The organism is Allotabrizicola aquatica (SeqCode), assembly GCF_965194375.1.
Taxonomy (GTDB): Bacteria; Pseudomonadota; Alphaproteobacteria; order Rhodobacterales; family Rhodobacteraceae; genus Tabrizicola_A; species Tabrizicola_A aquatica.
This window is the reverse complement of the sequence record NZ_CBDAEL010000001.1, coordinates 494,411-520,000: the sequence shown is the minus strand read 5'-3', so window position 1 is coordinate 520,000 and position 25,590 is coordinate 494,411. Positions and strand designations below refer to the sequence as shown.

The window sequence follows — 25,590 nt, the reverse complement described above, 5'->3', positions numbered from 1 at the left end:
CGGTTCAGTCCGCGAATCCCGGCCCTTGGTGGGTGATCCGACCGCCCGACACGGTCAGGGCAATCCCGGTCTGGCCAATCTGCTCTGCCGGGATCGTCTCGATGTCGCCGTCGATCATCACCAGATCCGCGGCCAACCCCGGTGTCAGACGTCCGGTCAGCCCGTCCAGATGCCCCGCCCAGGCGCCACCCGCCGTATAGGCATAGAGCGTGTCCATCAGGCTGACACGCTCGTCACCAGCTCCTTCATAAGGCTTGCGGGTCATTGCCGCCTGAATGCCCCGCATCACCGAGACATCAGTCACCGGCCAGTCGCTGGCAAAGGCCAAGGGCGCCCCATGGTCGCGCAGCGTCTTCCACAGATAGGCGTCGCGCCAGCGCGCCTTGTGGAACACCGTCTCCATCGACGACATTGGAAAATCCATCGCACCGGGCGGGTGCGGAGGCTGTACGCTGGCCGTGATACCCAGCGCGCCCAGACGCGGCACATCGGCCCGGTCGATCAGTTCGATATGCTCAATCCGATGCCGGCTGTCGCGTTTGCCATTGCGCTGTTGCGCCGCTTCATAGCCGTCGATCGTCTGGCGCACCGCCGCATCGCCAATGGAATGCACCGCAATCTGCAATCCACGCCGATCAATCTCGGTGCACAGATCCTTGAACCGCTCCAACTCGAACAGAGGCTCAGCGCGCTCCATGGTGCCGGGATAGGCGTTCAGCATATAGGCGGTGCGGCTGTCGACCACGCCGTCCATGAACATCTTCACAAAGCCCGAACGCACCCAATCGCCGGTGAACTCCGATGCCATGGCGCTGGCGCGGTCCAGTTCGGCCAAGTCCATATGAGGCTTCATATGGAAGGGCACCACGACCCGCGCGGTCAGACGCCCCTCGTCTGCCATCTCTTTCAGCAGCACGCAGGTGTACCGGTTTCCGTCCATGTTCACCATGCTTGTGATACCATGCGACGCACAATGCGCCAAACCTGCGGCCACCTTATCCTTGTCAGCCGCCCGCATCGCAGCATCCGGCCACGGGGTGGGCTCGCCGCCCGTGGCGATGCCCAGCTGCAGATGTGCCTCACCACCCAGCGCCAAGACCGGCCCAAAAGCCTCAAACTCGCGCAACTCGCCGGTGGCGGTGCCGTCGTCGCCCATCACCACAAAATGACCGGGCGGCATTTCGGCCCCGTGCAACAGACCCGCCGCCGTCAAGGCCGCCGTATTGGCCCAGACCGTGTGATGGTCGGGCGACATCATGGCGATCGGACGGTCGGCGATGATGCGGTCCAGATCATGGCGCGTCACCGGATGGTCCAAAATCTCATAGGCCGCGCCTTGGGCCATCAACAGCGCGCGCTGCGCGTTTTCGGCCGCATAGCCCAAGAACGCCGCCTTCAGCGCGTCAAAGCCATACAACCCACCCAGTTGCAGCTGAACCAGCTCAGCGCCGCCCAGCACCAGATGCAGATGGCTTTCGACAAAGCCCGGCATCACCGTGCGCCCACTTGCGTCAATCACCCGGCACCCCGGACCCGCCAAGGCCTCAACCTCGGCCCGGCTCCCCACGGCCAGCACTTTGCCCCCGCCCAAAGCCACAGCCTCGGCCCGAGGTTTGTTCAGGTCCATCGTCAGAACCTTGGCATTCACAACGATCATCTCAGCAGCCATCGGCCCGCCCTTTCATCTTGGCAAAAATACTCCGGGGGGGGGCACCATTGGCGCGCCATTGGTTCAAGAACCACTGGCGACGGGCTGGCCCCCACTCCAACCTCTCAGTCACCGATCCGCTCGGCCATCACACACAGCATCTCGAACATCAGCGAAATCCCCAGCCAGGCCGTGCCGCCGCTGGGGTCGAAGGGCGGCGAGACCTCAACCAGATCCGCCCCCACCACGTTTAACCCCCTGAGGCCCCGCGCCACCTGCAAGGCCTGCCAACTGTTCGGCCCGCCCACTTCGGGCGTGCCCGTGCCCGGCGCAAAGGTCGGGTCGACGAAATCGATGTCATAGGTCACGTAAACCGGCCCGGTGCCCACGATCTCGCGCGCCTCGGCCATCACATCGTCAGCCCCGCGCGCGTGGAAGTCGGCGATCGGGATGATGCGAATACCATTGGCCGCCGCAAAGTCCCAATCCTCGCGGCCATAAGCCGTGCCGCGAATACCGATGAGCACATAGCGCTTGGGGTCGATCAACCCCTCCTCCACCGCCCGACGGAACGGCGTGCCGTGGTTATAGCGGCTGGTGCCGAAATAGATGTCGTTCAGATCGGTATGGCTGTCGAACTGGATCATGCCCACCGGGCGCTTCTTGGCCACCGCCCGCAGGATGGGCAGAGAACACAAATGGTCCCCGCCCCCGGTCAGGGGAAGAATGCCAGCCTCGACCACGCGCGTATAGAACGCCTCCATCCGCGCCATACTGTCCATCAGATCGCCGGGGTTCGGTGCCACATCCCCCAGATCGGCGCAGCGCGCCAGATCAAAGGGCGCGACCCAGGTCGCCCCGTTCTGCGCCCGGATCATGGTGGACAGATCGCGCAATTGGCGCGGACCGTGGCGCGGGCCGGGACGGTTCGTCGTGCCGCCATCCCAAGGCGCGCCAATCAACCCAATTTGCACCTCGCCAAAACGCGGATGGTCGAACGGCACGTGCGGCAGGCGCATAAAGGTAGGCACCCCTGCGAATCGCGGCAGGTCAAAACCCGATACCGGTTTGAAAAACGCATCTGTAGTCATCCCCGGTCTTCCCTTCGCCCGATTCCTCGGCGCATTTGATCCGATCATCGGCCACTTGTCAGGCTTTCTGCGCCCTTCCCACGTCGCTTCCAGCCCATTTCGCGCCCCGCGCGACGGCCAGACTTGACCCTTGCACCGCCATCGGTCCTTATGCTTGCCTGCGACGCCAAGGAGCCGCCGATGTTTTCCAAGACCACAGATCCCACCTCTGCCCCGCCCCGGCCCGCCACCGGCGCGCCCAGCAACAGCCGCTCGATCCTCGCCGCTGATCTCAAGATCACCGGCGACGTCCGGTCCACCGGCAGCGTTGAACTTCTGGGCGAAGTGGATGGCACCGTCTCTGCCCACACCCTGTTGATCGGCAATGATGGCCGCATGACCGGCGACATTTCGGCAGAAGAGGTCGAAATCAAAGGCCGACATGATGGCCGCGTTGCCAGCCAAGGCTTTACCCTGCGCGCCTCGGCCGAGGTGAAGGCTGATATCGGCTATTCCCGCCTTGTCATCGAAAGCGGTGCCCAGATCGAAGGCCGCTTTTACCGCAACAAGGACTGATCGTCTTAGCCCTTCTCGGGCGGAATGGCATAGGTCAGACCCGCCCGAGCCACAGGCTCGGCCTGTCCGTCACTGAACAACAGCACATCGCCCACGGCCAGTGTCTTGCCCAGCTTCAAGACCCGGGCTTCGGCGCGCACATCGCGCCCGGCAGCAGGCTTGCGCATGAAATCTATGCTGCAATTGGTCGTCACAGCCAAGGCGACCGGCCCGATCCGCGACAGGATCGCCAGATACATCGCCACATCGGCAAGCCCGAACATCGCAGGACCAGACACCGTGCCACCGGGGCGCAGATGCCTCTCGGCCACCCTCAGCCGCAGGCAAACGCCAGCCGCATCGGCCCGCTCCACCACAAAATCCGCCGCCACTTGCCCGAAATCTCGGGCCAGAAACCCCTGCAACGCGGCGGCATCCATTTGCAATTCCATACTTTCCCCCGACATCATCCCCGCCTAAGCTGGCGACGAAACCGGGGGAACGCAATGACCGACACGCTCTTACTGCGCGAAGACGCAGGCCATATCGCCACGCTGACACTGAACAGCCCGGCCAATTACAATGCGCTGTCTGATGCGATGCTGGCCGCGCTCTCGGCCGAAATCGCCCGGCTGGCGGTTGATCGGTCGATCCGGGTTGTGGTGCTGAAAGGCGCAGGCAAGGCGTTTTGCGCCGGGCATGACCTAAAGGAAATGCAATCCCACCGCAGCGACGCCGACAAGGGCGCGGCCTGTTACCAGCGGCTGTTTTCCACCTGCTCGGCGATGATGCTTTCGTTGCAGGCCCTGCCCCAAGTCACCATCGCGCAAGTGCACACCATCGCCACCGCTGCGGGCTGCCAACTGGCCGCCACCTGCGACATGGTGGTGGCCAGCGAAGGCACTCGCTTTGGCGCCAACGGTGTGAACATTGGGCTCTTCTGCTCCACCCCCATGGTGGCATTGACCCGCAAAGTGCCCCCTGCCGTTGCTTTCGAAATGCTCTCCACTGGCGAATTCGTCTCGGCCGAGCGTGCGCGCGAAATCGGTCTGGTCAACCGCGTCACCGCCCCCGAAGAGCTTGAGTCTGAAACCCGCAAGCTGGCCGAAACCGTCGCGGCCAAGCTTTCGATCGCCACCCGTTTGGGCAAATCCGCCTTCTACACCCAGCTTGGCCTGACAACCGCCGAGGCCTATGCCTTTGCCGGGCGCGTCATGGTCGAAAACATGCTGGACGCCGACACTGATGAGGGCATCTGCGCCTTCTTGGAAAAGCGCAAACCGAACTGGGGCTAAGACTAGGCCCGCCTAGCCCGCAAAAGGCACCAGAACCCGCCCCGCCGCCGCACGCAAGGCCCGCGTCAGCGGCGCGGTGGCCGGCGCGGTCAGCCGGGCAAACTGCCAATGTAACGGCACATCCAACGGGGCCTCAGGCGACAGATCAACCAGCCGCCCCGCCGCGATATGCCCGGCCACCAGCGCCTCGGGGTTCAGACCCCAGCCCAAACCCGCAAGACAGGCATCCACAAAGCCCTGACTGGACGCCAGCCGATGCGACGGAAAGGCCGCCCGCTTGGCCCGTCCGCCGATCTGGCGGTCCACCCATTGCTCTTGCAGTCGGTCCTTGTCCGAAAAGGTCAGCGCCGGGGCCTGCATCAAGGCTTCCGCCGTCGCCCCCTCGGGCATCCACCGCGCCAGATAGGCGGGCGAAGCGGTCGCGCGATAGCGCAGCCAGCCAAGGCCCACACTGTCGCAGCCCTGCGGCGCACGGGCATGTGAGGTGATGGCGCCCTGCACCTCACCCCGTTTCAACCAATCTTGGCTCACATCCTGATCATCGATCACCAGATCGAACAGAAACCCCTCCACCTCGGCCAGCGCGGGAATGACCCAAGTGGCCAGACTGTCGGCATTGACCGCGATGCGCAGCGTCGCCGGGCGCGGCGACAGGCGCGGCAGATCAGCGGCCAAAGTGCGCTCCAAAAGCACCACCTCATCATGGTGCCGGATCATCCGCAACCCGGCGGGCGTGGCCCGGCAGGGGCTAGCGCGCAAGATCAACAACGTGCCCGCCTGATCCTCCAACCCCTTGATCCGCTGCGAGATCGCCGATGGGGTCACATGCAACTCTGCCGCCGCCAAATCAAACGACCCCCGGCGATGTACGGCGGCAAGGGCAGCAAGCTGATCGGGGTCAAACATAAGCGCAGCTAATCCAATGTCAGGAGTTTTAATTTCATTAAACCTCTGCCCCCTGCTAGCCAAGCCAAAACCCGAGGATCCCATGCCCGCCATCACCGACCTGCAGCAGTTGCTGTCCACCATGGAGCCGGTCCTGCATCCCGCCCCCTATGGTTATGCCGTCACCGAAACCCCCGTCCCCGGCACCTTTGCCACCGTGGCCGAGGATGAAGGCCCGACCGTCATCGCCCCCCACGCCGCCTTGCAAGCCGCCGGGGTGAATGCCGGGGCCGAATGGGCGCGCATCAGCCTGACCGTTCATTCTGACCTTGCCGCCGTCGGTCTGACCGCTGCCTTTGCCCAAGCGCTGGCCGATCGCGGGATCAGCGCCAATGTGGTGGCGGGCTTTCACCACGACCACATCTTCGTGCCATGGACCCGCCGCCATGATGCCATGACCGCCTTGCAGGAGCTGTCCCATGTTTGAAACCGCCCTTCAGGGCTGGCTTGTCGCCATCAGCCTTATCCTCGCCATCGGCGCGCAAAACGCCTTTGTCCTGCGCCAAGGCCTGCGGCGCGAGCATGTGGCTTGGGTGGTCGCAGTCTGCGCCATCTCCGACGCGATCCTGATCGCCGCCGGGGTGGCGGGGTTTTCGGCGGCCTCCAAAGCCTTGCCTTGGCTGGGCGACGCCATGCGTTGGGGGGGCGTGGCGTTTCTGCTGGCCTATGGCGCGCTGCGGTTTCGCGCGGCGCTGCAGGGTGGGGAATCCTTGGCACCCGGCGAAGGGCCTGCCGCCTCGCTCGGGTCGGTGCTCGGCACCTGTCTCGTGCTGACCTGGGCAAACCCGCATGTCTATTTGGACACCGTGGCGCTGATCGGGTCGATCTCGGCGCAATACGCCCCACATCAAACGTCCTTCGGCATCGGTGCGGCGCTTGGCAGCTTTACCTTCTTTTCCGCCCTCGGCTTTGGCGCGCGGCTTCTTGCGCCCATCTTCGCCAGCCCCCGCGCTTGGGTGGTGCTTGAACTGGTGATTGGAGCCACCATGTGGGCCATCGCGGCAGGGCTTGCCTTTGGCGGCTGAAAGCCCTTACCTCCGCCCATCATGGTGACCACGGCAGCAACACAACGGCCCCTTCAAGGGGTGGCATGGATGGTCGGGTCCGGTCTTGCCTTTGTCGGGGTCAATGCCACCGTGCGGGCCTTGGGCACCGATTTGCCCGCCGCCCAGTCAGCCTTCATCCGCTACGCCTTTGGCGTGCTCTTTTTCCTGCCCATGCTGCCCAGCCTGCTGCGGCAGGGCTTGCCCCCCGGCGCCCTGCCACTCCTCGCATGGCGCGGTGTGGTGCACACGGCGGCGGTCGTCTTTTGGTTCTTTGCCATGGCCCGCATCCCCTTGGCCCATGTCACCGCGATTGGCTATCTCTCCCCGGTCATCCTCCTCTTGGCCGGCGCACTGCTTCTGGGCGAGGGGCTGACGTGGCGGCGTATGCTTGCGGTGGGGTTTGCGCTGATCGGCACGTTGATCGTCCTGCGCCCGGGGCTGGAGCCTGTCGGCATCGGCCATCTGGGCCAGATGGCGGCGGCAACCTGCTTTGCCGGAAGCTATCTTTACGCCAAGAAACTCAGTGGCTTTGTCTCTGCCTCGGTGGTGGTGGCCATGCTGACCTTCACCGTCACGCTGGGCCTCTTGCCACTGGCGCTGTTGGATTGGCGGCCGGTGCCGGGCTGGCATCTGGCCGGGCTGGCGCTGGTGGCGCTACTGGCCACGCTGGGCCACTACCTGATGTCGCGCGCCTTCAGCGTGGCCCCTTTGACCGTGACACAGCCCGTCACTTTCCTGAACCTTGTCTGGGCCGCGCTGATGGGCAGCCTCTTCTTCCATGAGCCGGTGGATATCTGGGTCATCCTCGGCGGCGGGCTGATCATCGGCGCGATCAGCTGGGTAACATGGCGCGAACGCGCCACCCCCGCCCCGACCGCTGAAACCTAAGCTGTTGCGCCCCACAGCACCCCTGCGCGCGCCCCGGAAGCCCGCGTTAAGCCCCTTTCCCTAGCCTTCGCCGCAAGATGTTCCCCCCAGACGATCCCCGCGGAGGCTTTCATGTCAGACCTTTCCCCGATCCTGTCCCTACCGCTCTTGCAGGCCTCGCAGGCGCAAAAGCATGTCACCCATAACGAGGCGCTGATGCAGTTGGACCTGTTGGTGCAGCTGACAGTCGCCGACCGTACCCGCACCGCGCCGCCCCCCGGCCCGGTCGAAGGCCAACGCCACATTATCGCCGCCGCCCCCACCGGGGCTTGGGCGGGTCAGGCTGGCAAGATCGCGCTCTGGCTCGACGGGGCTTGGCAGTTTGTCACCCCGCTGACCGGCTGGCGCGCTTGGGTGACCGCCGAGACGGCGGAACTCACCTTTACGGGCAGCGCGTGGGTTGCCCCTTCGGGCGCCACGATCCCAACGGTGCTGTCCGTGGACGAAATCGGTGTCTCTGCCACCTCGGACGCCACCAACCGGCTGTCCGTCGCCTCAGCCGCTTCACTGTTCAACCATGCCGGTGCCGGTCATCAGATGAAGCTGAACAAGGCCAGCACCGCCCAGACCGCCGCCATCCTATTCCAGACCGACTTCTCCGGACGGGCCGAAATTGGCACGCTGGGCAACAACAACTTCGCCCTGAAAGTCTCCAGCAACGGCACCAGCTACACCACCGCGCTAGAGGTCAGCGCGACCACCGCCGGGGTCGAGCTGTTCCGTCCGGTGCTCTTGACCGGGCAGTCCAGCCCACCGGCCAGCCCGGCCAACGGGCATCTCTGGCACGACAGCACCCGCGGCCAACTGATGGCGCGCATCGCTGGGCAAAGCCGGGCGATTGATGAACAGGCCGATATCCCCTGCCTTGTGCCACCGACCGGCGAATACATGTCGACCACCATGGGCAGCGGCGGGGCGACGACGGTGCTCAGCGGCGCGGCCGGGCGGATTGACGTTTTTCCCTTTATCCCCGGCGCCGATCTGGAGGCGAATGCCTTGGGCGTGAACTGCACGACAGCCGTCGCAGGGGCCCTGTGCAAGCTGGTGGTCTATGACGCGCTGCCGAACGGCACGCCGGGCAGCCTGTTGCTGGAAACCAGCACGGCGGATCTGTCGACCCTTGGCAACAAGGTGCTGACCGCCAGCCTGACGCTCTATCGCGGGCGTACCTATTGGCTCGGGGTGCGCCATTCTGCGACTGCTTCGCTGTCGGCTTGGGCGTTGCAGGCGACGCCCGACATCAACGGTGGCACCGCCATGGTCACAACCGCCCGCAAAACCCTGCGCCGCACGGTGACCTTCACCACCGCCGCCCCCGCCACATGGACCTACAGCTCGGCTGAGATCAACGCCGCCGTGGCCACCGCGATCTGGCTGCGCATGGCATAAGGCCCATCAATAGCCGCCCCCCAATGCCCCGGACAGCGCACAACCTTGCCCGGAAATTGACTTGTTTTTGCAGTCTGCCTACACAGGCAGAACCCGTCCGATCTATGTGTCAGGGCGGGATAAGACATTTTTAAAAAGACATTTTCTGAAGGTCAGGCAGATGAAGATTGCAATGATTGGCACTGGCTATGTCGGCCTTGTCTCTGGGGTCTGCTTTTCGGATTTCGGCCATGAGGTGATCTGCGTCGACAAGGACCCTTGCAAGATTGATCGGCTCTGCGCCGGGCAAATTCCGATCTTCGAGCCGGGTCTGGAAGATCTGATGGCCAAAAACGTCGCCGCTGGACGGCTGTCGTTCACTCTGGATCTGGCGCAGGCGGTCGCAGGGGCGGATGCAGTGTTCATCGCCGTCGGCACCCCCACCCGGCGCGGTGACGGGCATGCGGACCTCACCTATGTCATGGCCGCCGCCGCCGAAATCGGCCGCGCGCTGACTGGCTATGCCGTGATCGTCACCAAATCGACCGTGCCCGTCGGCACCAACCGCAAGGTGGCCGAGGCCGTGCTGGCCGCCAACCCGAACGCGGACTTCGATGTCGCCTCCAACCCCGAATTCCTGCGCGAAGGGGCGGCGATTGATGACTTCATGCGCCCCGACCGGGTTGTGGTCGGCGTCGAAAGCAAGCGCGCCCGCAAGGTGATGGGCGACATCTATCGCCCCCTCTTCTTGCGCGATTTTCCGATCGTCTACACGGGGCTGGAAAGTGCCGAGATGATCAAATACGCCGCCAACGCCTTTCTGGCCACCAAGATCACCTTCATCAACGAAATCGCCGCCCTGTGCGAACGCGTCGGGGCAGATGTCAAAGATGTGGCCAAGGGCATGGGTATGGACGGGCGCATCGGCAACAAGTTCCTGCACGCAGGTCCCGGCTATGGCGGTTCATGTTTCCCCAAAGATACCAAAGCCTTGGCCCGCATTGGCCAAGAACATGCCGTGCCGATGCAGATCACCGAGACCGTCATTAAGGTGAATGAGGAAATCAAGCGCCGGATGATCGACAAGATCGAAGACCTCTGCGACGGGGTCCTCAACGGCAAGACCATCGCGGTTCTGGGCGTCACCTTCAAACCCAACACCGACGACATGCGCGACGCCCCCTCGCTCACCATCGTGCCCGCGCTTGTGGGCGCAGGCGCGCGGGTCAAGGTGGTGGACCCCCAAGGCCGCCACGAAGGCGAGGCGCTCTTGCCGGGTGTCAAATGGGTGGAAAACCCCTATCAGGCCGCCCAAGGCGCGCATCTGGTGGTGATCCTGACCGAATGGAACGAATTCCGCGCGCTGGATCTGACCAAGATGGCCAAGAAAATGGAGATCGCCCGCATGGCCGACCTTCGCAACGTCTACTCCGAGGAAGAGGCGAAAGAGGGCGGGTTTGAGGTTTATGTGGGGATTGGGCGGTAGGGGCCAAAGGCCTCAGCTGCCGCCTGTTGGCTGCGTTGTCCTATGTGCTAGCTAAGTTAGGAGGGCGGGTGTGCGGACGAAACCTTCATTTGACCAATGACTGCTTACTAGCGTTCGTTGGCACCCTTGCCATCGATGATCTTGTCACGAAACTGCTCAATCCGGGCCATGCGTGTCTCTGGTTTCTTCGCACCACTCAGATTGATTACGTAGCTGCGTTGCCGCCCGGGTGTCAGAGCATGAAACGCCTCTGCTAGTTCTGGATCACTATCGAGCGCATTTGCAAGCTCTTCCGGCAGCTCAGGTGTCGAGGAGTTCTTCGGCGGTGTCTTGCCTTCCTTCGCGTAGCACTTCGCCTCGTCCAAATAGGCGCGGATAGTCTTTTCCAAGGCCGCGACCTGAACTGTTTGCTTGAAGTAGATCGTATCTGCATGCTGCGTGTTCGGTCCCGGTCTTTCCAGCACGCCTTCCGGATCTTTCATCAGGGCAGCATTGAAGAAACCAAGGACGAACTTGTCTTTATAGGCACCGAGGATGGCGATGTTTCGGCCCGCATGGCGATAGCAGGGTTGCCCCCATCTGAGCTCTTCTTTCAGATCAGCCGACAGACAGATGGCGCGGAGCTTCGCCAGACCTTCGGACCAAAGCTTAGTAGAGCATTCGGGCGAGTCGAAGCGGTCGCAGCGCCCGCATCCCTTTGTGAAGAAATCCTCGACATCCGTAATCATGCGTTAGCTTTCCGAACATAGTGCAGGGCGAAGAGGTAGAGGCCGCTAAGCAGCATCAGCGCGAGCGCGGGAAGCGGCATGTAGAAGGCCCATTCCGGGGGCGCGGGCCTGGTGCTAATCACGAAGACCGCAATCACGAGTAGGGTAAAGATGATCGACATCCAGCGATGGAACTGACGGGCGAAATTGCTGATTTTCAAAGCAGATACCTCATGGTTTGTCTAGCGTGCCTTGAAGGTTTTCGAAGAATGCGCTCCACCCACCTTTCGCCCCGCCAAGGGCTTGTTTCTGATTCAAACGGAACCCACTTTGCTCCATTCTCAGCAAGGTGCCAGCGCTGGTCGGCTCCAGTGTGAAGGTAACCACTGTTGCGACATCGAAGGCACTCCAGGTGTACGAGAGCTTCTTGTGTTGCTTGATTTCCTCCACACGGCAGTCGATTGGACCCCACTCCGCCGAGAACGAGAAGGCATGACCAATCACCAATTGAAAGTTACTCTGCATCAGCCAGTCCGCGAGCAACTCGGGCTGGGTCAACGCGCGCCAGACCCGTTCGGGCGGATACGCAAATTCACGTTCGACAACAACCGAACGGGTCTGTCTATCCGCGCCCGTCATTGGTCCATCCGCTTCAACAGATCACCGAGCCTGTCAAATTTGGTTTCCCAGAACCTTGTCATATGGTCCATCCAATCAACCAACACACGGAGGCCATCAGCTCGAGCGGCATAATGCGTTTCGCGCCCACGTTGCTGCCCCGTGACTAGCCCGGCTTCCTTGAGAACAGCCAGATGCTTTGATACGGCGGGTTGTGAGAAACCCGCTCTATCAGTCAACGCTCTGACAGACTTTTCGCCCTCCATGCACAGATGCTCGAACAGCCGCCGTCGCGTTGGATCGGCAAGCGACTTGAATAAAGTGTCCGTTTCATGATGGTTCAATTTTCATAGCTCCACGGTTATGGATTATCCATAACCAACGGGGAATGAGATAGTCAAGATCGGACCATTGCACCGGTCTGAATAATGAGGGGGTTGAGCTCCAAAGCACATCGATGCTGCATGCAAACCATGGGCAATGACCCTACCCCTTCGCCCCCTGCCCCCGCGCATAGACATCCTCATATCGCACGATGTCATCCTCGCCCAAATAGGCCCCGGTCTGCACCTCGATCAGCACCATCGGCAGTTTGCCGGGGTTTTCCAGACGGTGTTTTTCGCCCAAGGGGATGAACACCGACTGGTTTTCGCTCACCAGTGACACCCGGTTGCCCACCGTCACCCGCGCGGTGCCGCAGACCACGATCCAATGTTCCGCCCGGTGGACATGGCTTTGCAACGACAGCGCCGCCCCCGGCTTGACCACAATGCGTTTCACCTGAAAGCGGTCTGACAGCGCGAGCGTCTCAAACCAACCCCAAGGCCGATGGTCGCGGGGAAAATGCTCAGCCTGCCGGGCCTTGGTCTCTTTCAACACCGCCACCGCCTGCTTCACATCCTGCGCCCGGTTGCGGGGCGCGACCAGCACGGCATCGGGCATCGCAACCGCGATCATGTCCTGCAAGCCAATTCCCACCACGACCTGCCCCGCGCTTTCCGCCCGCAAAAGACTGCCCGTGCAGCCGATGCTCACCGCGTCCCCATGGGTCACATTTCCCGCCGCATCGCGCGTGCCGGTCTCGCGCCAAACCGCGTCCCAATCGCCCAGATCAGACCAGCCGGCCGAGAACGGCAGCACATCCAGATTGGCCGCCTTTTCCATCACCGCATAGTCAATCGAGATATCGCGCGCCTTGGCCCAAGGGTCAGCCGCCAGCCGCAAAAAGCCCAAATCCGGCTCGGCCAGTTCCACCGCATCGGCTACGGGGCCAATCAGATCGGGCGCATGGGTGGCAAAGCCTTCCAAAAGCGTTTGCGCCGAAAACAGGAAAATCCCCGCGTTCCACAAAAAGGTGCCCGCCGCCAGCATCGCCTCGGCCCGCGCCGCATCGGGCTTTTCGACGAAGCGGCGCAGGGGCTGGGTCTGGTCGTCACGCGGAGGGGCCGAAAGCTCGAGCCAACCATAGCCGGTTTCCGCCCGGTCCGGCCGGATACCAAAAGTCACAATCCGCCCGGCCATCGCCGCCGGGGCCGCAGCCTTGACCGCCGCACGAAACGCCTCGGCCTTGGGCACCACATGGTCCGACGGCGCGACAAGGATCAGCGTCTGCGGGTCGCGCGCGGCAATCTGCAGCCCAGCCGCCAGAATGGCCGGGGCGGTGTTGCGGCCCGAAGGTTCGATCAGCACCGCACCGGGATCAATCCCCGCCGCCGCCAATTGTTCAACCACGATAAAGCGAAACTCGCTGTTGGTCACCACCACCGGACGGTCGAACCCCGGCCCAGAAAGGCGCGTGGCCGCCTGTTGAAACAGGCTGTCCTGACCATTCAAGGCACTGAATTGCTTTGGATAACTCTTGCGCGACAAGGGCCAAAGCCGCGTGCCCGACCCGCCGCACAAGATCAAAGGCGTCACACTGGTCATCTGCTTTGCCACCACAAGACAGGCACACCCCCCGTCCACCTAAAGAAGGGCTAGCCAGCCAATGTGGCGAATTTGTGGAAGATACACCCTGCCTCACAGCAGATCGTAACTGACCGATCCGATCCGAAGGAAAATGTCGTCCAGCCGTCCGGCATCGACCAGCGTGAACAAGACCTGCCCGCTGGGGCGATGCAGGATCAACGCTTCGGGGGTGCCCGCCGCCCCCTGCCCGGCCACCGCCTGCACGCGCACAGCCAGATCCGCCCGCTGCAGCCCAGCCACTGTGATCGCCAGCGCGTCCCCTTCGGCTGGGTCATAATCCAAAATGACATCCCCTGCCTCGGACAAGTGGCGGAGCACAAACGTGTCAGCCCCGCGCCCGCCCGACAGCCGGTCGATCCCCGCACCGCCGTCCAGCCGATCATTGCCATCGCGGCCAAACAGCCAGTCGTTGCCGCCACCGCCCTCGATCCCGTTGCTGCGGGTATCGCCATACAGCCTGTCGCCAAACGGCGACCCGCGCAGACCCTCAATGCTGACATAGCGGTCGCCCTTGGCATCCCCGGTGTTGACGGCCGGATTGGCCAGATCGACGGTCACGCCCGCGCGGTCGATGGTGTAGTCGGCCCAGTCAAACCCCGACCCGCCCTCCAGATGATCGGCCCGCGCGCCGCCCCGCAAGACGTCATTTCCGGATCCACCATAGAGCCTGCCATGGCCCCAGCCTCCGATCAGCAGATCATGGCCCGCCCCGCCATAAATCCAATCCACCGCCGCACTGCCCATCAAGGTATCCGCGTGATGCGACCCGATCAGCCCCTCGATGCTGACATAGCGATCCCCCCGCGCATCTCCGGTGTTCGCCGCAGGCGACGCGAGCGAGACCGCGACCCCCACCGTCGCATCGGCATAGCTGGCAAGATCAATCCCGCTGCCGCCGTTCAAAAGGTCGGCCCCACTGCCGCCTTGCAAGCTGTCCTGTCCCGCAGCCCCCATCAGCGTGTCATTGCCGCCAAGGCCTTGCAAAAGATTGGCCGCGCTGGTGCCGCGCAGGTCATCGCCATGGGCCGAACCCTGCAATCCCTCGACGCTGGAATAGCGGTCACCGCGCGCGTCACCCGTGTTGGCCAAAGGCTGGGCAAGGCTGGCCAAAACGCCGCGCGCGGCATTGGCATAGCTGGCCAGATCAAACCCTGCGCCGCCATACAGCAGATCCGCCCCGCCATAGCCTTGCAGCGTGTCATTGCCCGCCCCGCCCGAGAGCCGATTGCTCGCTGCATTGCCCCCCAACCTGTCATGGTAATTTGTGCCGCCCAGATCCTCGATCTCGACATAGCGGTCACCCCGCGCATCGCCAAAGTTGCGATCATGGCGCGTCAGATCAGCCCCAACGGCCGCACGCGCCCCGGAGTGGCTGGCAACATCCCGCCCGCTGCCGCCAAAGAAAAGATCCGACCCGCGCCCGCCCACCAGCACATCATTGCCGACCCCGCCATACAGCGTGTCATTGCCGTCGCGGCCAAAGATCTGGTCATGGCCTGACCCGCCGTAAAGCCGGTTGGTGGCCGCATCCCCCGACAGTGTGTCATTGTAAGGGCTGCCCAGAAGATCCTCGACACTGCTAAAGCGGTCGCCCAGCGCATCAGTGCCGCGATGGGCCGAAGGCGTCGCGAGATCGGCCCGAATGGCGCTTCTCGAGTTGGAATAAGACACCAGATCCCGCCCGCTGCCGCCAAAGAACGTGTCCGCCCAGCTACCGCCGATCAAGATGTCATTGCCGAGCCCGCCATAAAGGAGATCCGCCCCACCGCGCCCCACCAGCTGGTCTTGGCCAGACCCGCCATAAAGCCAATTCACCAGATGATCGCCGATCAAAGTGTCATCGTGACCCGATCCGCTGACCATCTCGATCTCGCGCAGCACATCACCCGCCGCCAGACCGCTGTTTGCCCCGGGCGACACAAGATCCACCCGAACCGCCCCCGTGGCCTCGCTATAGTCCACCCGGTCAAGACCGCTGCCGCCGATGTAAAGATCAGCCCCCGCCCCGGCCATGAACACGTCATCGCCGAGCCCGCCGTAAAGCGTGTCATTGCCCGCCCCGCCGCGCAGCGTGTCGGCCCCCGCCTCACCGCGCAACAGGTTGCTGCCCGCATCCCCGGTGATCGCATCGCCAAAGCCAGACCCGATCACCCCCTCCACCGACGCATAGCTATCACCCGCCGCATCCGCGCCCCGGTTGGCCGAGGGCAGCGCCAGATTGACCGTCACCGGCCCCACTGAGGCGGCATAGCTCACCGTGTCGAACCCGGTGCCGCCAAAAAACCCATCGGCCCCAGCCGAGCCGAGGAACACATCCTCGCCCGCGCCGCCGTAAAGCAAATCCTCGCCCAGCCCCCCGGCCAAGGTGTCACCTGCACTGGTGCCATTGACCACCCGCGGCGGCACATAGCGATACACCCAAAGCCCCGCGACCCCGGTATTGCCAAGCTGATCGGGCAACGCCAAAAGCCGCCCCTCCTGCCCCGAGGCCCCGTGGCCATTCACAGCCCCCGAGGCCCCCAGCCGCCAGCCAATCAGTGCCGGATCACCGCCCAGCCCCTGCCAGCCCCCCTCCAGATCGCCCGTCGTCCAGCCAATGCTTTCATAGCGCAGGACAATGTCGATCCCGTCCTCGCCCTGATCGTAAAGCTGCAGCTGAAAGGTGTTGGTCACGCTGGCATTGCGGCGGTAAAACCCCACCTCCTGCCAGGTGATGCTGACGACATCGGCCACCGGGTCAATATCCACCCAGACCGACCCACTTTCCGGCCCCTCACCATCCAGCCGCGTGTCCACATCGCCATGAAACGCCGCGATGAAGGGCCGCGCAATGGCCGCCAGACTGCCCTGCACCCCATTCACCGCTGCGCCAAAACTCACCAAGCCATTGGTGCTGACAAAAAGGCTGCTGGCGGCATACGGCGTCGCGCCAAACTGAAAGCCGTCCTCAAAGACCGCGCTAACATTGACCTGCAGGCTCGCATCATCAGCCCGCGACAGCATGATCTCCCCGTAACCCGCCGAGCCGCCCAGCCCGGACATGGCGGTGCCATTTCCGCTGACCTCAGACATTCCACCATCCACACACGTCCCCGGCGCCAAGGATGCCCCGCGCCGGGTGAACGAGGCGTTAAATCCGCCCGCCGCCGCGCCCCTCAATCAAACGCATTTCCCTTTAACTTTTCCGAAAGGTCGCCATCCCGCCCAAAACCCGTCACCGCCCCGGCCCCAGCCATGGCCGACCCTGCCCACCAGTCTTGGGCACAATGGTCTGGCAGGGGGCAGCACAGGTGCAACTTCAGTCGGTGACGTCCTATACCGCGCTCGGCCAATGGTTTGACCACATCGCCGATGGGCTGGCGGTGGTGGAAAGCGGCGGCTATGTGCGGCTCCTGTATGCCGCGCGCGCCGACAACCGCCTGTCCTCGCTGACCCTTGCCGAAGGCACCAGCCCACCCCCACCCGCGCCCACAGACCCTCAGATCGGCCACAGCACCGGGGGTGATCTTGTGGTGCAAGACATGCCCGGCGCAGACCGCATCTATGTGTTTTCCAGCCATGAAGGGCTTTTGCGCCATGCCACCCTTGGCCCCACCGGACAACCGGGGCTGACCAATGGCACGCAGACCGATCAAGGCTTCCTCTTTGGCGTCACCGCCATGGAAATTCTGGAACGCGGCGCGACCGATATCGCCGTGATCGCCCAGCGCAACGAACCGGGGCTCAAGCTGTTTTCCATCACCCAAACCGGGACGGTCACGCTGCTTTCCAGCCTCTCGGACAGTGCCAAATCCTATCTCGGCGATGTCACTGCCCTGACCAGCGTCGAAGTGGCTGGGCGCAGCTTTCTTCTCACCGCCTCGGCCTTGGAGAACGGGATCAGCCTTTTTGAAATCGAGGCCGACGGCTCGGCCAGCTTCGTCGATGCGCTGGGCGCGGCCGATGGGTTGCCCGTGGGCGGTCCTTCAGCCCTGCAAACCGCCCAGATCGGCGGCACGCAATATGTCGTGGTCGCGGGTACCCTTTCCTCCTCGCTCAGCGTGCTGCGCGTCAACGAGATGGGCGTGCTCTTCGTGCACGATCACATAATCGACGACCGCAGCACCCGCTTCGACCATGTCGCCGCCTTGGACATGTTCACCTATGCCGGCCGCGTCTTTGTGGTCGCCGCTGGCACCGACGCGGGCCTGTCGGTGGTTGAACTTTTGCCCGACGGACGGCTGTCGCACATGCTGTCGCAGGCGCTGGAAACCGGGGCGGGTCTTGCCAATGTCACCGGCATCGAGGTGACAGTGATCGGCACCGCCGCGCAGATCCTGTTGACCGACGCGCGCGGCGACCGCATCCATCACTTTGCCATCCCACTGGCCGATCTTGGCGGCATAATCACCGCACAGGGCGGCACCACCACCGGCAGCGCGCGGGATGACCGCCTGATCGGCAGCGCAACTGCCGACACGCTGCAAGGCGGCACAGGCGATGATTTTCTGCACGACGGCGGCGGCAATGACCTTCTTTTCGGCGGTACGGGGGCCGATGTCTTTGTCTTTGGCCGCGATGACAGCCCCGACCGGATTGGCGATTTTCAGGCCGGAACGGATAAGCTGGATGTGTCGGACTGGGGGCGCATCTATACCGCCATGGCGCTCCAGATCACCGCCACCCCCACCGGCGCGGTGGTCAGCTATGGCACCGAAACCCTGACCATCACCCGCGCGGGCGGTGGCAGCCTAGCGCTGACAGATGCTGACTTTCTGTTTTGACCCCGCTTTCAACTTGCGCCCTTGGCCCGGTTTGCGCCAAGAACAAGGCAATTGATTTCAGGACGACCCCATTATGCAGACTGTATTGGTCACCGGCGGCGCGGGCTATATTGGCGCCCATGCCTGCAAAGCGCTGGCGCAGGCGGGATTTCAGCCCGTGGCCTTCGACAATCTCTCCACCGGCTGGGCCGAAGCGGTAAAGTTCGGCCCCCTCGTCCAAGGCGATCTGATGAACCGCGCCGATCTCGACGCGGCCTTTGCCCGCCATCGCCCCGTCGCAGTGATGCACTTTGCCGCTCTGTCTTTGGTGGGCGACAGCATGACCGATCCGGGCCGCTACTGGCGCGGGAACATCGGCTCGGCGCTGAACCTCATCGAGGCGGCGCTCGATGCGGGATGTCTGAACTTTGTGTTCTCCTCAACCTGCGCCACCTATGGCGATCAGGACGGCGTCCTGCTGGACGAACACAGCGTCCAGCGCCCGATCAATGCCTATGGCGCCTCAAAACGCGCCATCGAAGATATGCTGAACAACTTCTCTGCCTCCCACGGGCTGAACCGGGTGATCTTTCGCTATTTCAACGTGGCAGGGGCCGACCCCGAGGGGGATTTGGGCGAACAGCACCGGCCGGAAACCCATCTGATCCCCCTGATGCTGGACGCCATCGAAGGCCGCCGCTCGGCACTGACACTACATGGCACCGATTATCCCACGCCAGACGGCACCTGCCTGCGCGACTATGTGCATGTGTCAGACCTCGTGGATGCCCATGTGCTGGGCCTTGGCTGGCTTTTGGACGGCAAGGGCAATGCCGAATTCAACCTCGGTTCCGGCCGCGGCTTTTCGGTGCGCGAGGTGATTGCCGCCTCCACCGCCGTCACGAACCGCACCGTGCCGGTCGTCGAAGGCCCGCGCCGGGCGGGCGATGCAGCGGCGCTGGTGTCAGGCTCGACCCGGGCGGTTGAGGTCTTGGGCTGGAAGCCGCGCTACCCAGATCTGGCGGACATGATCCGCCACGCCTATGAATGGGGACAAAAGCCGGGGTTCTCCAAATGACACGCCTCGCCGGCTTCGGCGTGCGTCGTGGGGCCTCGACGAGAAGCGGAACGCGCACGAGGAGACGCGGTCGCGCTTGACAGAACGCGCCAATCCCCCGATAAGCCCGTATCCCGGACAGGTGCGAATCTGTCCGGGCAATTTTCATGACGTCCCGAGAGGGGCGCGCTGTCCGAGGCGGGGAAACCCACGAACACCCGATGATTGCAAAATCCGGGGGGCCACAGGGCGCGGCTGACAAAGAAGGAACGACCCATGTTTGCGGTCATCAAGACCGGTGGCAAACAGTATACCGTTCGTGCGGGCGACGTCCTGCGCGTCGAACTGATTGACGCCGTTGCTGGAGACAAAGTCCAGTTCAACGAAATTCTGATGGTTGGCGGTGAGAAAGTCACCGTCGGCGCTCCGATGGTGGCAGGTGCAGCGGTTCAGGCCGATGTCATCGACAACATCAAGGGCGAAAAGACCATTCACTTTGTGAAGCGTCGCCGTAAGCACTCGTCGCAGCGCACCAAGGGCCACCGTCAAAAGTGGACGCTGGTTCGCGTGTCCGAGATCATGGCAGCCGGTGCTGACAAGTCGGGCGTCAAGGCTGCAATCGGCACCGCCGATGCGCGCCGCGCCGCGCACGAAACCAAGTAAGAGGAGAACTCCCCCATGGCACATAAAAAGGCAGGCGGCTCCTCTCGCAACGGCCGCGACTCCGCGGGCCGTCGTTTGGGCGTAAAACTGTTCGGCGGCCAAGCGGCCATTCCGGGCAATATCATCGTTCGTCAGCGCGGCACCGAATGGTTCCCGGGCGCGGGCGTTGGCATGGGCCGCGACCACACCATCTTCGCCGTTGTCGAAGGCAAGGTGACGTTCAAGAAAGGCTTCAAAGGCCGCACCTTTATTTCGGTGCTGCCGACCGCCGAGGCCGCCGAGTAAGCCGAACACCCAAGCTTGAAACATCAACGGGGGATCGGCGACAAAGCCGGTCCCCCGTCTCGTTTTCCAGATCAGGGCGCGGACGGAACCGGTCAGACAGGGTGGGGCAACCCACCACAACCGTCACGCAGGAAACGATGCAAATGACCGTGACACGACAGGATCTTTTAGACCTTGGCCTTTCCCAAGGACCTCACTTCGACGCCGCCCTTGCCGAGGCCAATCGCCTTCGGCTGACCGGGGCGGCTTTGCAAACATTTGTCCGCGCGCTGGGGGCCGATCAGGCCACCAAGACCCCCCATTTCATCACAAGCGAGGGCTGATATGACACAGCTGGCGCCCCATATTCATCCTGTCGCCCGCCTTCGGACGGGACCTGCGCTTTCACGGAGAGACGCCATGACCTTTGACCGGCCCATTGCCCCCGCCGACAGCATTGCCGCCGGGCGGTTCGGGCTGCGCCCCTTGCGCCCCTCGGATTCCGGTCTGTGTGAACTTTATGCCGGGGACAAGCGGGTGGCCGAGGCCACGCGCACGATTCCCCACCCGCTGCCGCCGGGCGCGGTCGAAGCCTTTATCGCCCGGGCCATGGCAGGCGACAGCCGCGGCACGATCTGGGCGATGGACGGCTCGGCCTCGGGCCTGTCCGAGCTTTTGGGCGTGATCAGCCTGAAGCCGATGGATCGCGGCCAGTCAGAGGTCGGGTTTTGGGTTGCCCCGCAGATGTGGAACACCGGAATTGCCTCGGACGCCGTGCGCGCGCTGGTCGCGGCCAATCCCTTGAACGACCGCACCTACTTTGCCGAGGTGTTTCAAGACAACCCCGGCTCGGCCCGCGTGCTGACCAATTGCGGCTTTGAATATCTGGGCGACGCCGAAACCTTTTCGGTCGCCCGCAATGCCCGTGTGCCGACCTGGACCTATATCCGCAAGATGTAACGCTCATCGTTGCGCTGACGCGCCTCTTCGCTGGCCATCTGGCCAAGGGGGCGCACGGAGCGGATGGTGTAAAGATGAGTATTTGGAAAGGCGCAAGACCTGCACGCGAAGTGCTTGAGCCTTGCGCCTTTGTCCTCTATCGCCTGTCGGGCGAGCCAAACGAAAGATGATGCGATGAAGTTCCTCGACCTTGCCAAAGTCTATATCCGCTCGGGCGGCGGTGGGGCGGGCTGCGTGTCGTTCCGGCGCGAGAAGTTCGTCGAATTCGGCGGGCCTGATGGCGGCGACGGCGGCCATGGCGGTTCGGTCTGGGTCGAGGCGGTCGAGGGGCTGAACACGCTCATCGACTATCGCTATCAGCAACATTTCTTTGCCAAATCCGGCCAGCCCGGCATGGGCAGCCAGAAAACCGGCAAGACCGGCGATGACGTCGTGATGAAGGTGCCCTTGGGCACCGAAATCATCGATGAGGACGAGGAAACCGTGATTGCCGATCTGACCGAGCCGGGCCAGCGGGTCTGTATTGCCAAGGGCGGCAATGGGGGCTGGGGCAACCTGCAGTTCAAATCCGCCACCAACCGCGCGCCGAACCGGGCCAATCCGGGGCAAGAAGGCGTGGAGCGCACCATCTGGCTGCGGCTGAAGCTGATTGCGGATGCCGGGCTTTTGGGCCTGCCCAATGCCGGCAAATCCACCTTTCTGGCGGCCGTCTCGAACGCCCGGCCCAAGATTGCGGACTACCCCTTTACCACACTGGTGCCGAACCTTGGCGTCGTCGGGGTGGATGGCAAGGAATTCGTCATGGCCGATATCCCCGGCCTGATCGAAGGCGCCAGCGAAGGGCGGGGCCTTGGCATCCAGTTCCTCGCCCATGTCGAACGCTGCAAGGTGTTGTTGCATCTGGTCGATGGCACATCCTCCAGCGTCACCAAGGATTACCGCACCATCGTGCATGAGTTGGAGGCCTATTCCGACGTTCTGGGCGACAAGCCCCGCATCTTGGCGCTGAACAAGGTGGACGCGATGGATGCCAAGCAGATTTCCGACCGCCGCCGCGCCTTGGAAAAGGCCTCAGGCGGGCCGGTGCATGTGATTTCGGGCGTCGCAGGGCGGGGCGTGCAGGACGTGTTGCGCGTGATTTACGCCACCATCGAAGGTGAGGCCCCGCAAGTGGAGACAGGACCGTGGCAGCCGTAATGCCCCTGATTGCCCCCGATGTGACGGCGGCGAAGCGACTGGTCATCAAGATCGGTTCGGCCTTGCTGGTTGACCGCATGACCGGGTTGAAACAGGGCTGGCTGTCGGCTTTGGCCATGGATGTGGCCGAGGCCAAGCTGCGCGGCACCGATGTGGTGCTGGTGTCGTCGGGCTCGATCGCGCTTGGCCGCAAGGTGCTGGCGCTGGGGGATGGCCCGCTGACGCTGGAGCAATCGCAGGCTGCCGCCGCCGTGGGCCAAATCCGTCTCGCGCGCGCCTATGAAGAGGTGCTGCAACCGCATGGCATCACCACCGGCCAGGTTCTGGTGACGCTGGAGGATACCGAGGACCGCCGCCGTTATCTCAACTCCCGCGCCACGATGGAAACGCTGCTGGGTCTGGGCGTGGTGCCGATCGTCAATGAAAACGACACCGTGGCCACCGACGAGATCCGCTTTGGCGACAACGACCGGCTCGCCGCGCAAATCGCGGTCACCGTCGGGGCGGATCAGCTGATCCTGTTGTCAGATGTGGACGGCTTCTATTCGGCCAATCCGAAAGAAGACCCGACGGCCGAGCGGTTTGACCTTGTCACCAAGATCACGCCCGAGATCGAGGCGATGGCGGGCGATCCGATTTCGGGCATGTCCAAGGGCGGCATGAAGACCAAGCTTCTGGCGGCGAAAACCGCCGTAGCCGGGGGCTGCGCCATGGCGATCATGGAAGGATCCACCCCGCGCCCCTTGCAGGCGCTGGCGCGGGGGGCCAACCGGACGTGGTTCCTGCCCAAAGGCGACCCGCAAGCCGCGCGCAAACGCTGGATCAACGCCATGAAGCCGCGCGGCGAACTGCGGCTGGACGCAGGGGCCGTGACGGCGCTGAAGGCGGGCAAAAGCCTGCTTCCGGCGGGCGTTACAGAGGTCACCGGCAGCTTTGGTCGCGGTGATCCGGTGGCGATCCTGTCGCCAGAGGGCGATGTTTTGGGCAAGGGTCTGGTGCGCTATACCGCCACCGAGGCCCGCGCGATTGCCGGACATCGGACGGGCGATATCGAGGCGATCTTGGGCTATCAGGGCCGCTCGGCCTTGGTGCATCGCGACGATATGGTGATCTGAGACACCGATTTCTTTACAGAAATCGGTTCGGAAAATTGCAGATTTTCCGGGGCGGAGTTTGGGTCAAACTCCGGTTTCGGGAGGGGATGAAGATGAGCGAACAGTCCGACCTGATGACCGAAATCGGCACCCGCGCCCGCGCGGCGGCGGCGGAGCTGGCCTATGCCTCATCTGAACGCAAGGCGGCGGCCTTGCAGGCGGCCGCGGCGGCGGTCTGGGCGCGGCGGGACGAGATCCTCGATGCCAATGTGCTCGACATGGATTTCGGCCGCGACAAGGGCCTGTCGCCCGCCATGCTCGACCGGCTGATGCTGAACGAGACGCGCCTGCGCGGCATTGTCGATGGCTTGCGTCAGGTGGCCGAACAGCGCGATCCGGTGGGCCGGGTTCTGGACCAATGGACGCGCCCGAATGGGCTTCATATTCAACGCGTTGCCACCCCCTTGGGCGTGGTGGGCGTGATTTATGAATCGCGCCCCAATGTCACCGCGGATGCCGGGGCCTTGTGCCTTAAGGCCGGCAATGCCGTGATCCTGCGCGGTGGCAGCGAAAGCTTCCACTCCTCCGAGGCGTTGCACGCCTGCATGCAGCAGGGCCTGCGCGAGGCCGGTCTGCCCGAAGCCGCGATCCAGCTGATCCCCACCCGCGACCGCGCCATGGTGACCGAAATGCTGCGCGCCACGGCCTATATCGATGTGATTGTGCCGCGCGGCGGCAAGGGTCTGGTGGGCCTTGTGCAAGCCGAGGCCCGCGTGCCGGTCTTTGCCCATCTTGAGGGCATCTGCCACATCTACGCCGACCGCGACGCTGATCTTGAAAAGGCACGCCGCGTGGTTCTGAACGCCAAAACCCGCCGCACCGGCATTTGCGGTGCCGCCGAATGTCTGCTGATCGACTGGCAGTTCTACACCAAGCACGGCGCGATGCTGATCGAGGACCTCTTGGCCGCCGGGGTCGAAGTGCGCACCGAGGGTGAGCTTCTGAAAATCCCCGGCACGGTGCAGGCCGCCCCCGACGATTTTGGCCGCGAGTTTCTCGACAAGATCATCGCCGCCAAGCTGGTCGACGGGGTCGATGCCGCCATCGCCCATATCCGCCGCTATGGCTCCAACCACACCGAGGCGATCCTGACCGAAAACGACGCCACCGCCGCGCGGTTTTTCGAACGGCTCGACAGCGCCATCCTGATGCGCAACGCCTCCACTCAGTTCGCCGATGGCGGCGAATTTGGCATGGGCGGCGAAATCGGCATTGCCACGGGCAAACTGCATGCGCGCGGGCCGGTTGGGGCCGAACAGCTGTGCAGCTTCAAATACCTTGTCACCGGCGACGGCACGATCAGAACGTAAGCCGAATCTCCTGCCCGCTGATCTCCACCGTCAAGCGGCGATGCTGGCGGGCCACCTCCTCGGGCACCAGCAGGAATTGCACTTGCCCGGGGCCAATCTCGGGTGCTGCCGCCGGGTTTGACAGCGCCTCCCACAGCTCAGGGTCAATCCGCAGCCGCGGCGCCGACCCGGTCAGCGTCCAGCGGCTTTCCCCCCGGTCCACCGCGATGCGCCCACCTTGGCCGAGTGCCGTTTCGAGGCACAGGATGCACTGAAACGCCAACTTGCATTCGCGCCGCGACAGATCGGCAGGCGAAGTCCAGTCCACCATCACGCGCGTGCCGCGCGCCATATCGGCCAAAATCCCCGTCACCTCAGCCGCGCCAATGCGCTGATCCTTGGATGTCTGCCCAAAGGCCACGCGGAAAAACCGGATGCGCGCATTGGCATGGGCCACGCTTTCGGCCACCAGCGTCATCTCGGGCCCCTGCGCCAGCCCGTCCATCATCAACAGCTCCACCCCATTGCCGATGGCCCCGATCGGGCTGATAAGATCATGACAGATGCGCGACCCCAGCAAGGCAGAGATGTCAGACTTATCATGCATCGGGGCAACCTTTCTTACGGGCGG

At 63.7% G+C, this 25,590-nt stretch carries 27 protein-coding genes; 16 read left to right on the top strand and 11 right to left on the bottom strand.

Annotation, left to right across the window (positions count from 1 at the left end; translation table 11 throughout):
• Nucleotides 1–4: 4 nt before the first annotated feature.
• The gene (locus tag AC72UB_RS02570; RefSeq protein WP_505188367.1) at nucleotides 5–1,669 is read right to left on the bottom strand and encodes an amidohydrolase; all 1,665 of its coding nucleotides are present in this window, start codon (nucleotides 1,667–1,669) and stop codon (nucleotides 5–7) included.
• A gap of 104 nt (nucleotides 1,670–1,773) precedes the next feature.
• Nucleotides 1,774–2,739 carry an agmatinase gene (locus AC72UB_RS02565; protein ID WP_505188366.1) on the bottom strand — a complete coding sequence of 322 codons (966 nt, stop codon included), beginning with the start codon at nucleotides 2,737–2,739 and terminating at the stop codon, nucleotides 1,774–1,776.
• A gap of 180 nt (nucleotides 2,740–2,919) precedes the next feature.
• Between AC72UB_RS02565 and AC72UB_RS02560 the strand changes: the two genes are divergently transcribed.
• Nucleotides 2,920–3,294, top strand: a complete 375-nt coding sequence (locus AC72UB_RS02560) for a bactofilin family protein (protein ID WP_505188365.1) — start codon at nucleotides 2,920–2,922, stop codon at nucleotides 3,292–3,294.
• A 5-nt stretch (nucleotides 3,295–3,299) separates the two neighbouring features.
• Here AC72UB_RS02560 and AC72UB_RS02555 read toward each other — a convergent pair whose 3' ends face one another.
• The gene (locus AC72UB_RS02555; protein WP_505188408.1) at nucleotides 3,300–3,725 is read right to left on the bottom strand and encodes a PaaI family thioesterase; all 426 of its coding nucleotides are present in this window, start codon (nucleotides 3,723–3,725) and stop codon (nucleotides 3,300–3,302) included.
• 54 nt (nucleotides 3,726–3,779) lie between these two features.
• On the opposite strand from AC72UB_RS02555, the gene AC72UB_RS02550 reads away from it, so the two are divergent.
• Nucleotides 3,780–4,568, top strand: a complete 789-nt coding sequence (locus tag AC72UB_RS02550; RefSeq protein WP_505188364.1) for an enoyl-CoA hydratase — start codon at nucleotides 3,780–3,782, stop codon at nucleotides 4,566–4,568.
• Between the two features lie 12 nt (nucleotides 4,569–4,580).
• On the opposite strand, the gene AC72UB_RS02545 is transcribed toward AC72UB_RS02550, so the two are convergent.
• Entirely contained in the window at nucleotides 4,581–5,474 is an 894-nt protein-coding gene (locus AC72UB_RS02545) for a LysR family transcriptional regulator ArgP (protein ID WP_505188363.1), read from the bottom strand.
• Nucleotides 5,475–5,556: 82 nt separating this feature from the next.
• Here AC72UB_RS02545 and AC72UB_RS02540 point away from each other — a divergent pair, with 82 nt between their 5' ends.
• The 5 genes from AC72UB_RS02540 to AC72UB_RS02520 all read left to right on the top strand — a co-directional run bounded on the left by AC72UB_RS02540 (nucleotide 5,557) and on the right by AC72UB_RS02520 (nucleotide 10,340).
• Nucleotides 5,557–5,940, top strand: a complete 384-nt coding sequence (locus AC72UB_RS02540) for an ACT domain-containing protein (RefSeq protein ID WP_505188362.1) — start codon at nucleotides 5,557–5,559, stop codon at nucleotides 5,938–5,940.
• Complete coding sequence (locus AC72UB_RS02535) at nucleotides 5,933–6,538, top strand: LysE/ArgO family amino acid transporter (protein WP_505188361.1); 606 nt, start codon at nucleotides 5,933–5,935, stop codon at nucleotides 6,536–6,538. Before AC72UB_RS02540 ends, AC72UB_RS02535 begins: the two co-directional genes overlap by 8 nt.
• A 69-nt stretch (nucleotides 6,539–6,607) precedes the next feature.
• The gene (locus AC72UB_RS02530) at nucleotides 6,608–7,447 is read left to right on the top strand and encodes a DMT family transporter (protein ID WP_505188360.1); all 840 of its coding nucleotides are present in this window, start codon (nucleotides 6,608–6,610) and stop codon (nucleotides 7,445–7,447) included.
• 111 nt (nucleotides 7,448–7,558) lie between these two features.
• Complete coding sequence (locus tag AC72UB_RS02525; RefSeq protein ID WP_505188359.1) at nucleotides 7,559–8,875, top strand: DUF2793 domain-containing protein; 1,317 nt, start codon at nucleotides 7,559–7,561, stop codon at nucleotides 8,873–8,875.
• Nucleotides 8,876–9,035: 160 nt separating this feature from the next.
• Nucleotides 9,036–10,340, top strand: coding sequence for a UDP-glucose dehydrogenase family protein (locus tag AC72UB_RS02520; protein WP_505188358.1), 1,305 nt, complete (start codon nucleotides 9,036–9,038; stop codon nucleotides 10,338–10,340).
• A gap of 107 nt (nucleotides 10,341–10,447) precedes the next feature.
• Here AC72UB_RS02520 and AC72UB_RS02515 read toward each other — a convergent pair whose 3' ends face one another.
• From AC72UB_RS02515 to AC72UB_RS02490, 6 genes are all read right to left on the bottom strand, one after another.
• Complete coding sequence (locus AC72UB_RS02515) at nucleotides 10,448–11,068, bottom strand: YdeI/OmpD-associated family protein (RefSeq protein ID WP_505188357.1); 621 nt, start codon at nucleotides 11,066–11,068, stop codon at nucleotides 10,448–10,450.
• Nucleotides 11,065–11,268, bottom strand: coding sequence for a hypothetical protein (locus tag AC72UB_RS02510; RefSeq protein WP_505188356.1), 204 nt, complete (start codon nucleotides 11,266–11,268; stop codon nucleotides 11,065–11,067). The genes AC72UB_RS02515 and AC72UB_RS02510 overlap by 4 nt, the downstream gene beginning before the upstream one ends.
• Before the next feature lie 10 nt (nucleotides 11,269–11,278).
• Nucleotides 11,279–11,686, bottom strand: a complete 408-nt coding sequence (locus AC72UB_RS02505; protein WP_505188355.1) for an SRPBCC family protein — start codon at nucleotides 11,684–11,686, stop codon at nucleotides 11,279–11,281.
• Nucleotides 11,683–12,009 carry an ArsR/SmtB family transcription factor gene (locus tag AC72UB_RS02500; RefSeq protein WP_505188354.1) on the bottom strand — a complete coding sequence of 109 codons (327 nt, stop codon included), beginning with the start codon at nucleotides 12,007–12,009 and terminating at the stop codon, nucleotides 11,683–11,685. The genes AC72UB_RS02505 and AC72UB_RS02500 overlap by 4 nt, the downstream gene beginning before the upstream one ends.
• Before the next feature lie 142 nt (nucleotides 12,010–12,151).
• Nucleotides 12,152–13,591 (bottom strand): mannose-1-phosphate guanylyltransferase/mannose-6-phosphate isomerase, encoded by a 1,440-nt coding sequence (locus tag AC72UB_RS02495; RefSeq protein WP_505188353.1) that lies wholly within the window; start codon nucleotides 13,589–13,591, stop codon nucleotides 12,152–12,154.
• A 93-nt stretch (nucleotides 13,592–13,684) separates the two neighbouring features.
• Complete coding sequence (locus AC72UB_RS02490) at nucleotides 13,685–16,705, bottom strand: nidogen-like domain-containing protein (protein ID WP_505188352.1); 3,021 nt, start codon at nucleotides 16,703–16,705, stop codon at nucleotides 13,685–13,687.
• Between the two features lie 218 nt (nucleotides 16,706–16,923).
• On the opposite strand from AC72UB_RS02490, the gene AC72UB_RS02485 reads away from it, so the two are divergent.
• The 9 genes from AC72UB_RS02485 to AC72UB_RS02445 all read left to right on the top strand — a co-directional run bounded on the left by AC72UB_RS02485 (nucleotide 16,924) and on the right by AC72UB_RS02445 (nucleotide 24,980).
• A complete protein-coding gene (locus tag AC72UB_RS02485; RefSeq protein WP_505188351.1) occupies nucleotides 16,924–18,396 on the top strand; it encodes a calcium-binding protein in 1,473 nt (490 codons plus the stop codon).
• A gap of 73 nt (nucleotides 18,397–18,469) precedes the next feature.
• A complete protein-coding gene (gene galE / locus AC72UB_RS02480; protein WP_505188350.1) occupies nucleotides 18,470–19,453 on the top strand; it encodes a UDP-glucose 4-epimerase GalE in 984 nt (327 codons plus the stop codon).
• Nucleotides 19,454–19,708: 255 nt separating this feature from the next.
• Complete coding sequence (gene rplU, locus AC72UB_RS02475; protein ID WP_505188349.1) at nucleotides 19,709–20,095, top strand: 50S ribosomal protein L21; 387 nt, start codon at nucleotides 19,709–19,711, stop codon at nucleotides 20,093–20,095.
• Nucleotides 20,096–20,110: 15 nt separating this feature from the next.
• The gene (rpmA, locus tag AC72UB_RS02470; protein ID WP_463288937.1) at nucleotides 20,111–20,380 is read left to right on the top strand and encodes a 50S ribosomal protein L27; all 270 of its coding nucleotides are present in this window, start codon (nucleotides 20,111–20,113) and stop codon (nucleotides 20,378–20,380) included.
• A 143-nt stretch (nucleotides 20,381–20,523) separates the two neighbouring features.
• Nucleotides 20,524–20,703: a hypothetical protein gene (locus tag AC72UB_RS02465; RefSeq protein WP_463288936.1), complete on the top strand. Its 180-nt coding sequence runs from the start codon at nucleotides 20,524–20,526 to the stop codon at nucleotides 20,701–20,703.
• Nucleotides 20,704–20,779: 76 nt separating this feature from the next.
• Nucleotides 20,780–21,319, top strand: coding sequence for a GNAT family N-acetyltransferase (locus AC72UB_RS02460; protein ID WP_505188348.1), 540 nt, complete (start codon nucleotides 20,780–20,782; stop codon nucleotides 21,317–21,319).
• 174 nt (nucleotides 21,320–21,493) lie between these two features.
• Entirely contained in the window at nucleotides 21,494–22,516 is a 1,023-nt protein-coding gene (gene obgE, locus AC72UB_RS02455) for a GTPase ObgE (RefSeq protein ID WP_463288934.1), read from the top strand.
• Nucleotides 22,516–23,631 carry a glutamate 5-kinase gene (gene proB, locus AC72UB_RS02450; protein WP_505188407.1) on the top strand — a complete coding sequence of 372 codons (1,116 nt, stop codon included), beginning with the start codon at nucleotides 22,516–22,518 and terminating at the stop codon, nucleotides 23,629–23,631. Before obgE ends, proB begins: the two co-directional genes overlap by 1 nt.
• Before the next feature lie 92 nt (nucleotides 23,632–23,723).
• Nucleotides 23,724–24,980 (top strand): glutamate-5-semialdehyde dehydrogenase, encoded by a 1,257-nt coding sequence (locus AC72UB_RS02445; protein WP_505188347.1) that lies wholly within the window; start codon nucleotides 23,724–23,726, stop codon nucleotides 24,978–24,980.
• Here the strand turns inward: AC72UB_RS02445 and AC72UB_RS02440 are convergent.
• The gene (locus AC72UB_RS02440; RefSeq protein WP_505188346.1) at nucleotides 24,970–25,566 is read right to left on the bottom strand and encodes a histidine phosphotransferase family protein; all 597 of its coding nucleotides are present in this window, start codon (nucleotides 25,564–25,566) and stop codon (nucleotides 24,970–24,972) included. The two genes, AC72UB_RS02445 and AC72UB_RS02440, sit on opposite strands and share 11 nt — an antisense overlap.
• Nucleotides 25,567–25,590 lie beyond the last annotated feature (24 nt).

Excerpts from the sequence above, each read along its gene's own strand:
- AC72UB_RS02570 (WP_505188367.1), bottom strand. The coding sequence starts at position 1,669 with ATGGCTGCTGAGATGATCGTTGTGAATGCCAAGGTTCTGACGATGGAC.
- AC72UB_RS02565 (WP_505188366.1), bottom strand. The coding sequence starts at position 2,739 with ATGACTACAGATGCGTTTTTCAAACCGGTATCGGGTTTTGACCTGCCG.
- AC72UB_RS02560 (WP_505188365.1), top strand. The coding sequence starts at position 2,920 with ATGTTTTCCAAGACCACAGATCCCACCTCTGCCCCGCCCCGGCCCGCC.
- AC72UB_RS02555 (WP_505188408.1), bottom strand. The coding sequence starts at position 3,725 with ATGGAATTGCAAATGGATGCCGCCGCGTTGCAGGGGTTTCTGGCCCGA.
- AC72UB_RS02550 (WP_505188364.1), top strand. The coding sequence starts at position 3,780 with ATGACCGACACGCTCTTACTGCGCGAAGACGCAGGCCATATCGCCACG.
- AC72UB_RS02545 (WP_505188363.1), bottom strand. The coding sequence starts at position 5,474 with ATGTTTGACCCCGATCAGCTTGCTGCCCTTGCCGCCGTACATCGCCGG.
- AC72UB_RS02540 (WP_505188362.1), top strand. The coding sequence starts at position 5,557 with ATGCCCGCCATCACCGACCTGCAGCAGTTGCTGTCCACCATGGAGCCG.
- AC72UB_RS02535 (WP_505188361.1), top strand. The coding sequence starts at position 5,933 with ATGTTTGAAACCGCCCTTCAGGGCTGGCTTGTCGCCATCAGCCTTATC.
- AC72UB_RS02530 (WP_505188360.1), top strand. The coding sequence starts at position 6,608 with ATGGTCGGGTCCGGTCTTGCCTTTGTCGGGGTCAATGCCACCGTGCGG.
- AC72UB_RS02525 (WP_505188359.1), top strand. The coding sequence starts at position 7,559 with ATGTCAGACCTTTCCCCGATCCTGTCCCTACCGCTCTTGCAGGCCTCG.
- AC72UB_RS02520 (WP_505188358.1), top strand. The coding sequence starts at position 9,036 with ATGAAGATTGCAATGATTGGCACTGGCTATGTCGGCCTTGTCTCTGGG.
- AC72UB_RS02515 (WP_505188357.1), bottom strand. The coding sequence starts at position 11,068 with ATGATTACGGATGTCGAGGATTTCTTCACAAAGGGATGCGGGCGCTGC.
- AC72UB_RS02505 (WP_505188355.1), bottom strand. The coding sequence starts at position 11,686 with ATGACGGGCGCGGATAGACAGACCCGTTCGGTTGTTGTCGAACGTGAA.
- AC72UB_RS02495 (WP_505188353.1), bottom strand. The coding sequence starts at position 13,591 with ATGACCAGTGTGACGCCTTTGATCTTGTGCGGCGGGTCGGGCACGCGG.
- AC72UB_RS02490 (WP_505188352.1), bottom strand. The coding sequence starts at position 16,705 with ATGTCTGAGGTCAGCGGAAATGGCACCGCCATGTCCGGGCTGGGCGGC.
- galE (WP_505188350.1), top strand. The coding sequence starts at position 18,470 with ATGCAGACTGTATTGGTCACCGGCGGCGCGGGCTATATTGGCGCCCAT.
- rplU (WP_505188349.1), top strand. The coding sequence starts at position 19,709 with ATGTTTGCGGTCATCAAGACCGGTGGCAAACAGTATACCGTTCGTGCG.
- rpmA (WP_463288937.1), top strand. The coding sequence starts at position 20,111 with ATGGCACATAAAAAGGCAGGCGGCTCCTCTCGCAACGGCCGCGACTCC.
- AC72UB_RS02465 (WP_463288936.1), top strand. The coding sequence starts at position 20,524 with ATGACCGTGACACGACAGGATCTTTTAGACCTTGGCCTTTCCCAAGGA.
- AC72UB_RS02460 (WP_505188348.1), top strand. The coding sequence starts at position 20,780 with ATGACCTTTGACCGGCCCATTGCCCCCGCCGACAGCATTGCCGCCGGG.
- obgE (WP_463288934.1), top strand. The coding sequence starts at position 21,494 with ATGAAGTTCCTCGACCTTGCCAAAGTCTATATCCGCTCGGGCGGCGGT.
- proB (WP_505188407.1), top strand. The coding sequence starts at position 22,516 with ATGCCCCTGATTGCCCCCGATGTGACGGCGGCGAAGCGACTGGTCATC.
- AC72UB_RS02445 (WP_505188347.1), top strand. The coding sequence starts at position 23,724 with ATGAGCGAACAGTCCGACCTGATGACCGAAATCGGCACCCGCGCCCGC.
- AC72UB_RS02440 (WP_505188346.1), bottom strand. The coding sequence starts at position 25,566 with ATGCATGATAAGTCTGACATCTCTGCCTTGCTGGGGTCGCGCATCTGT.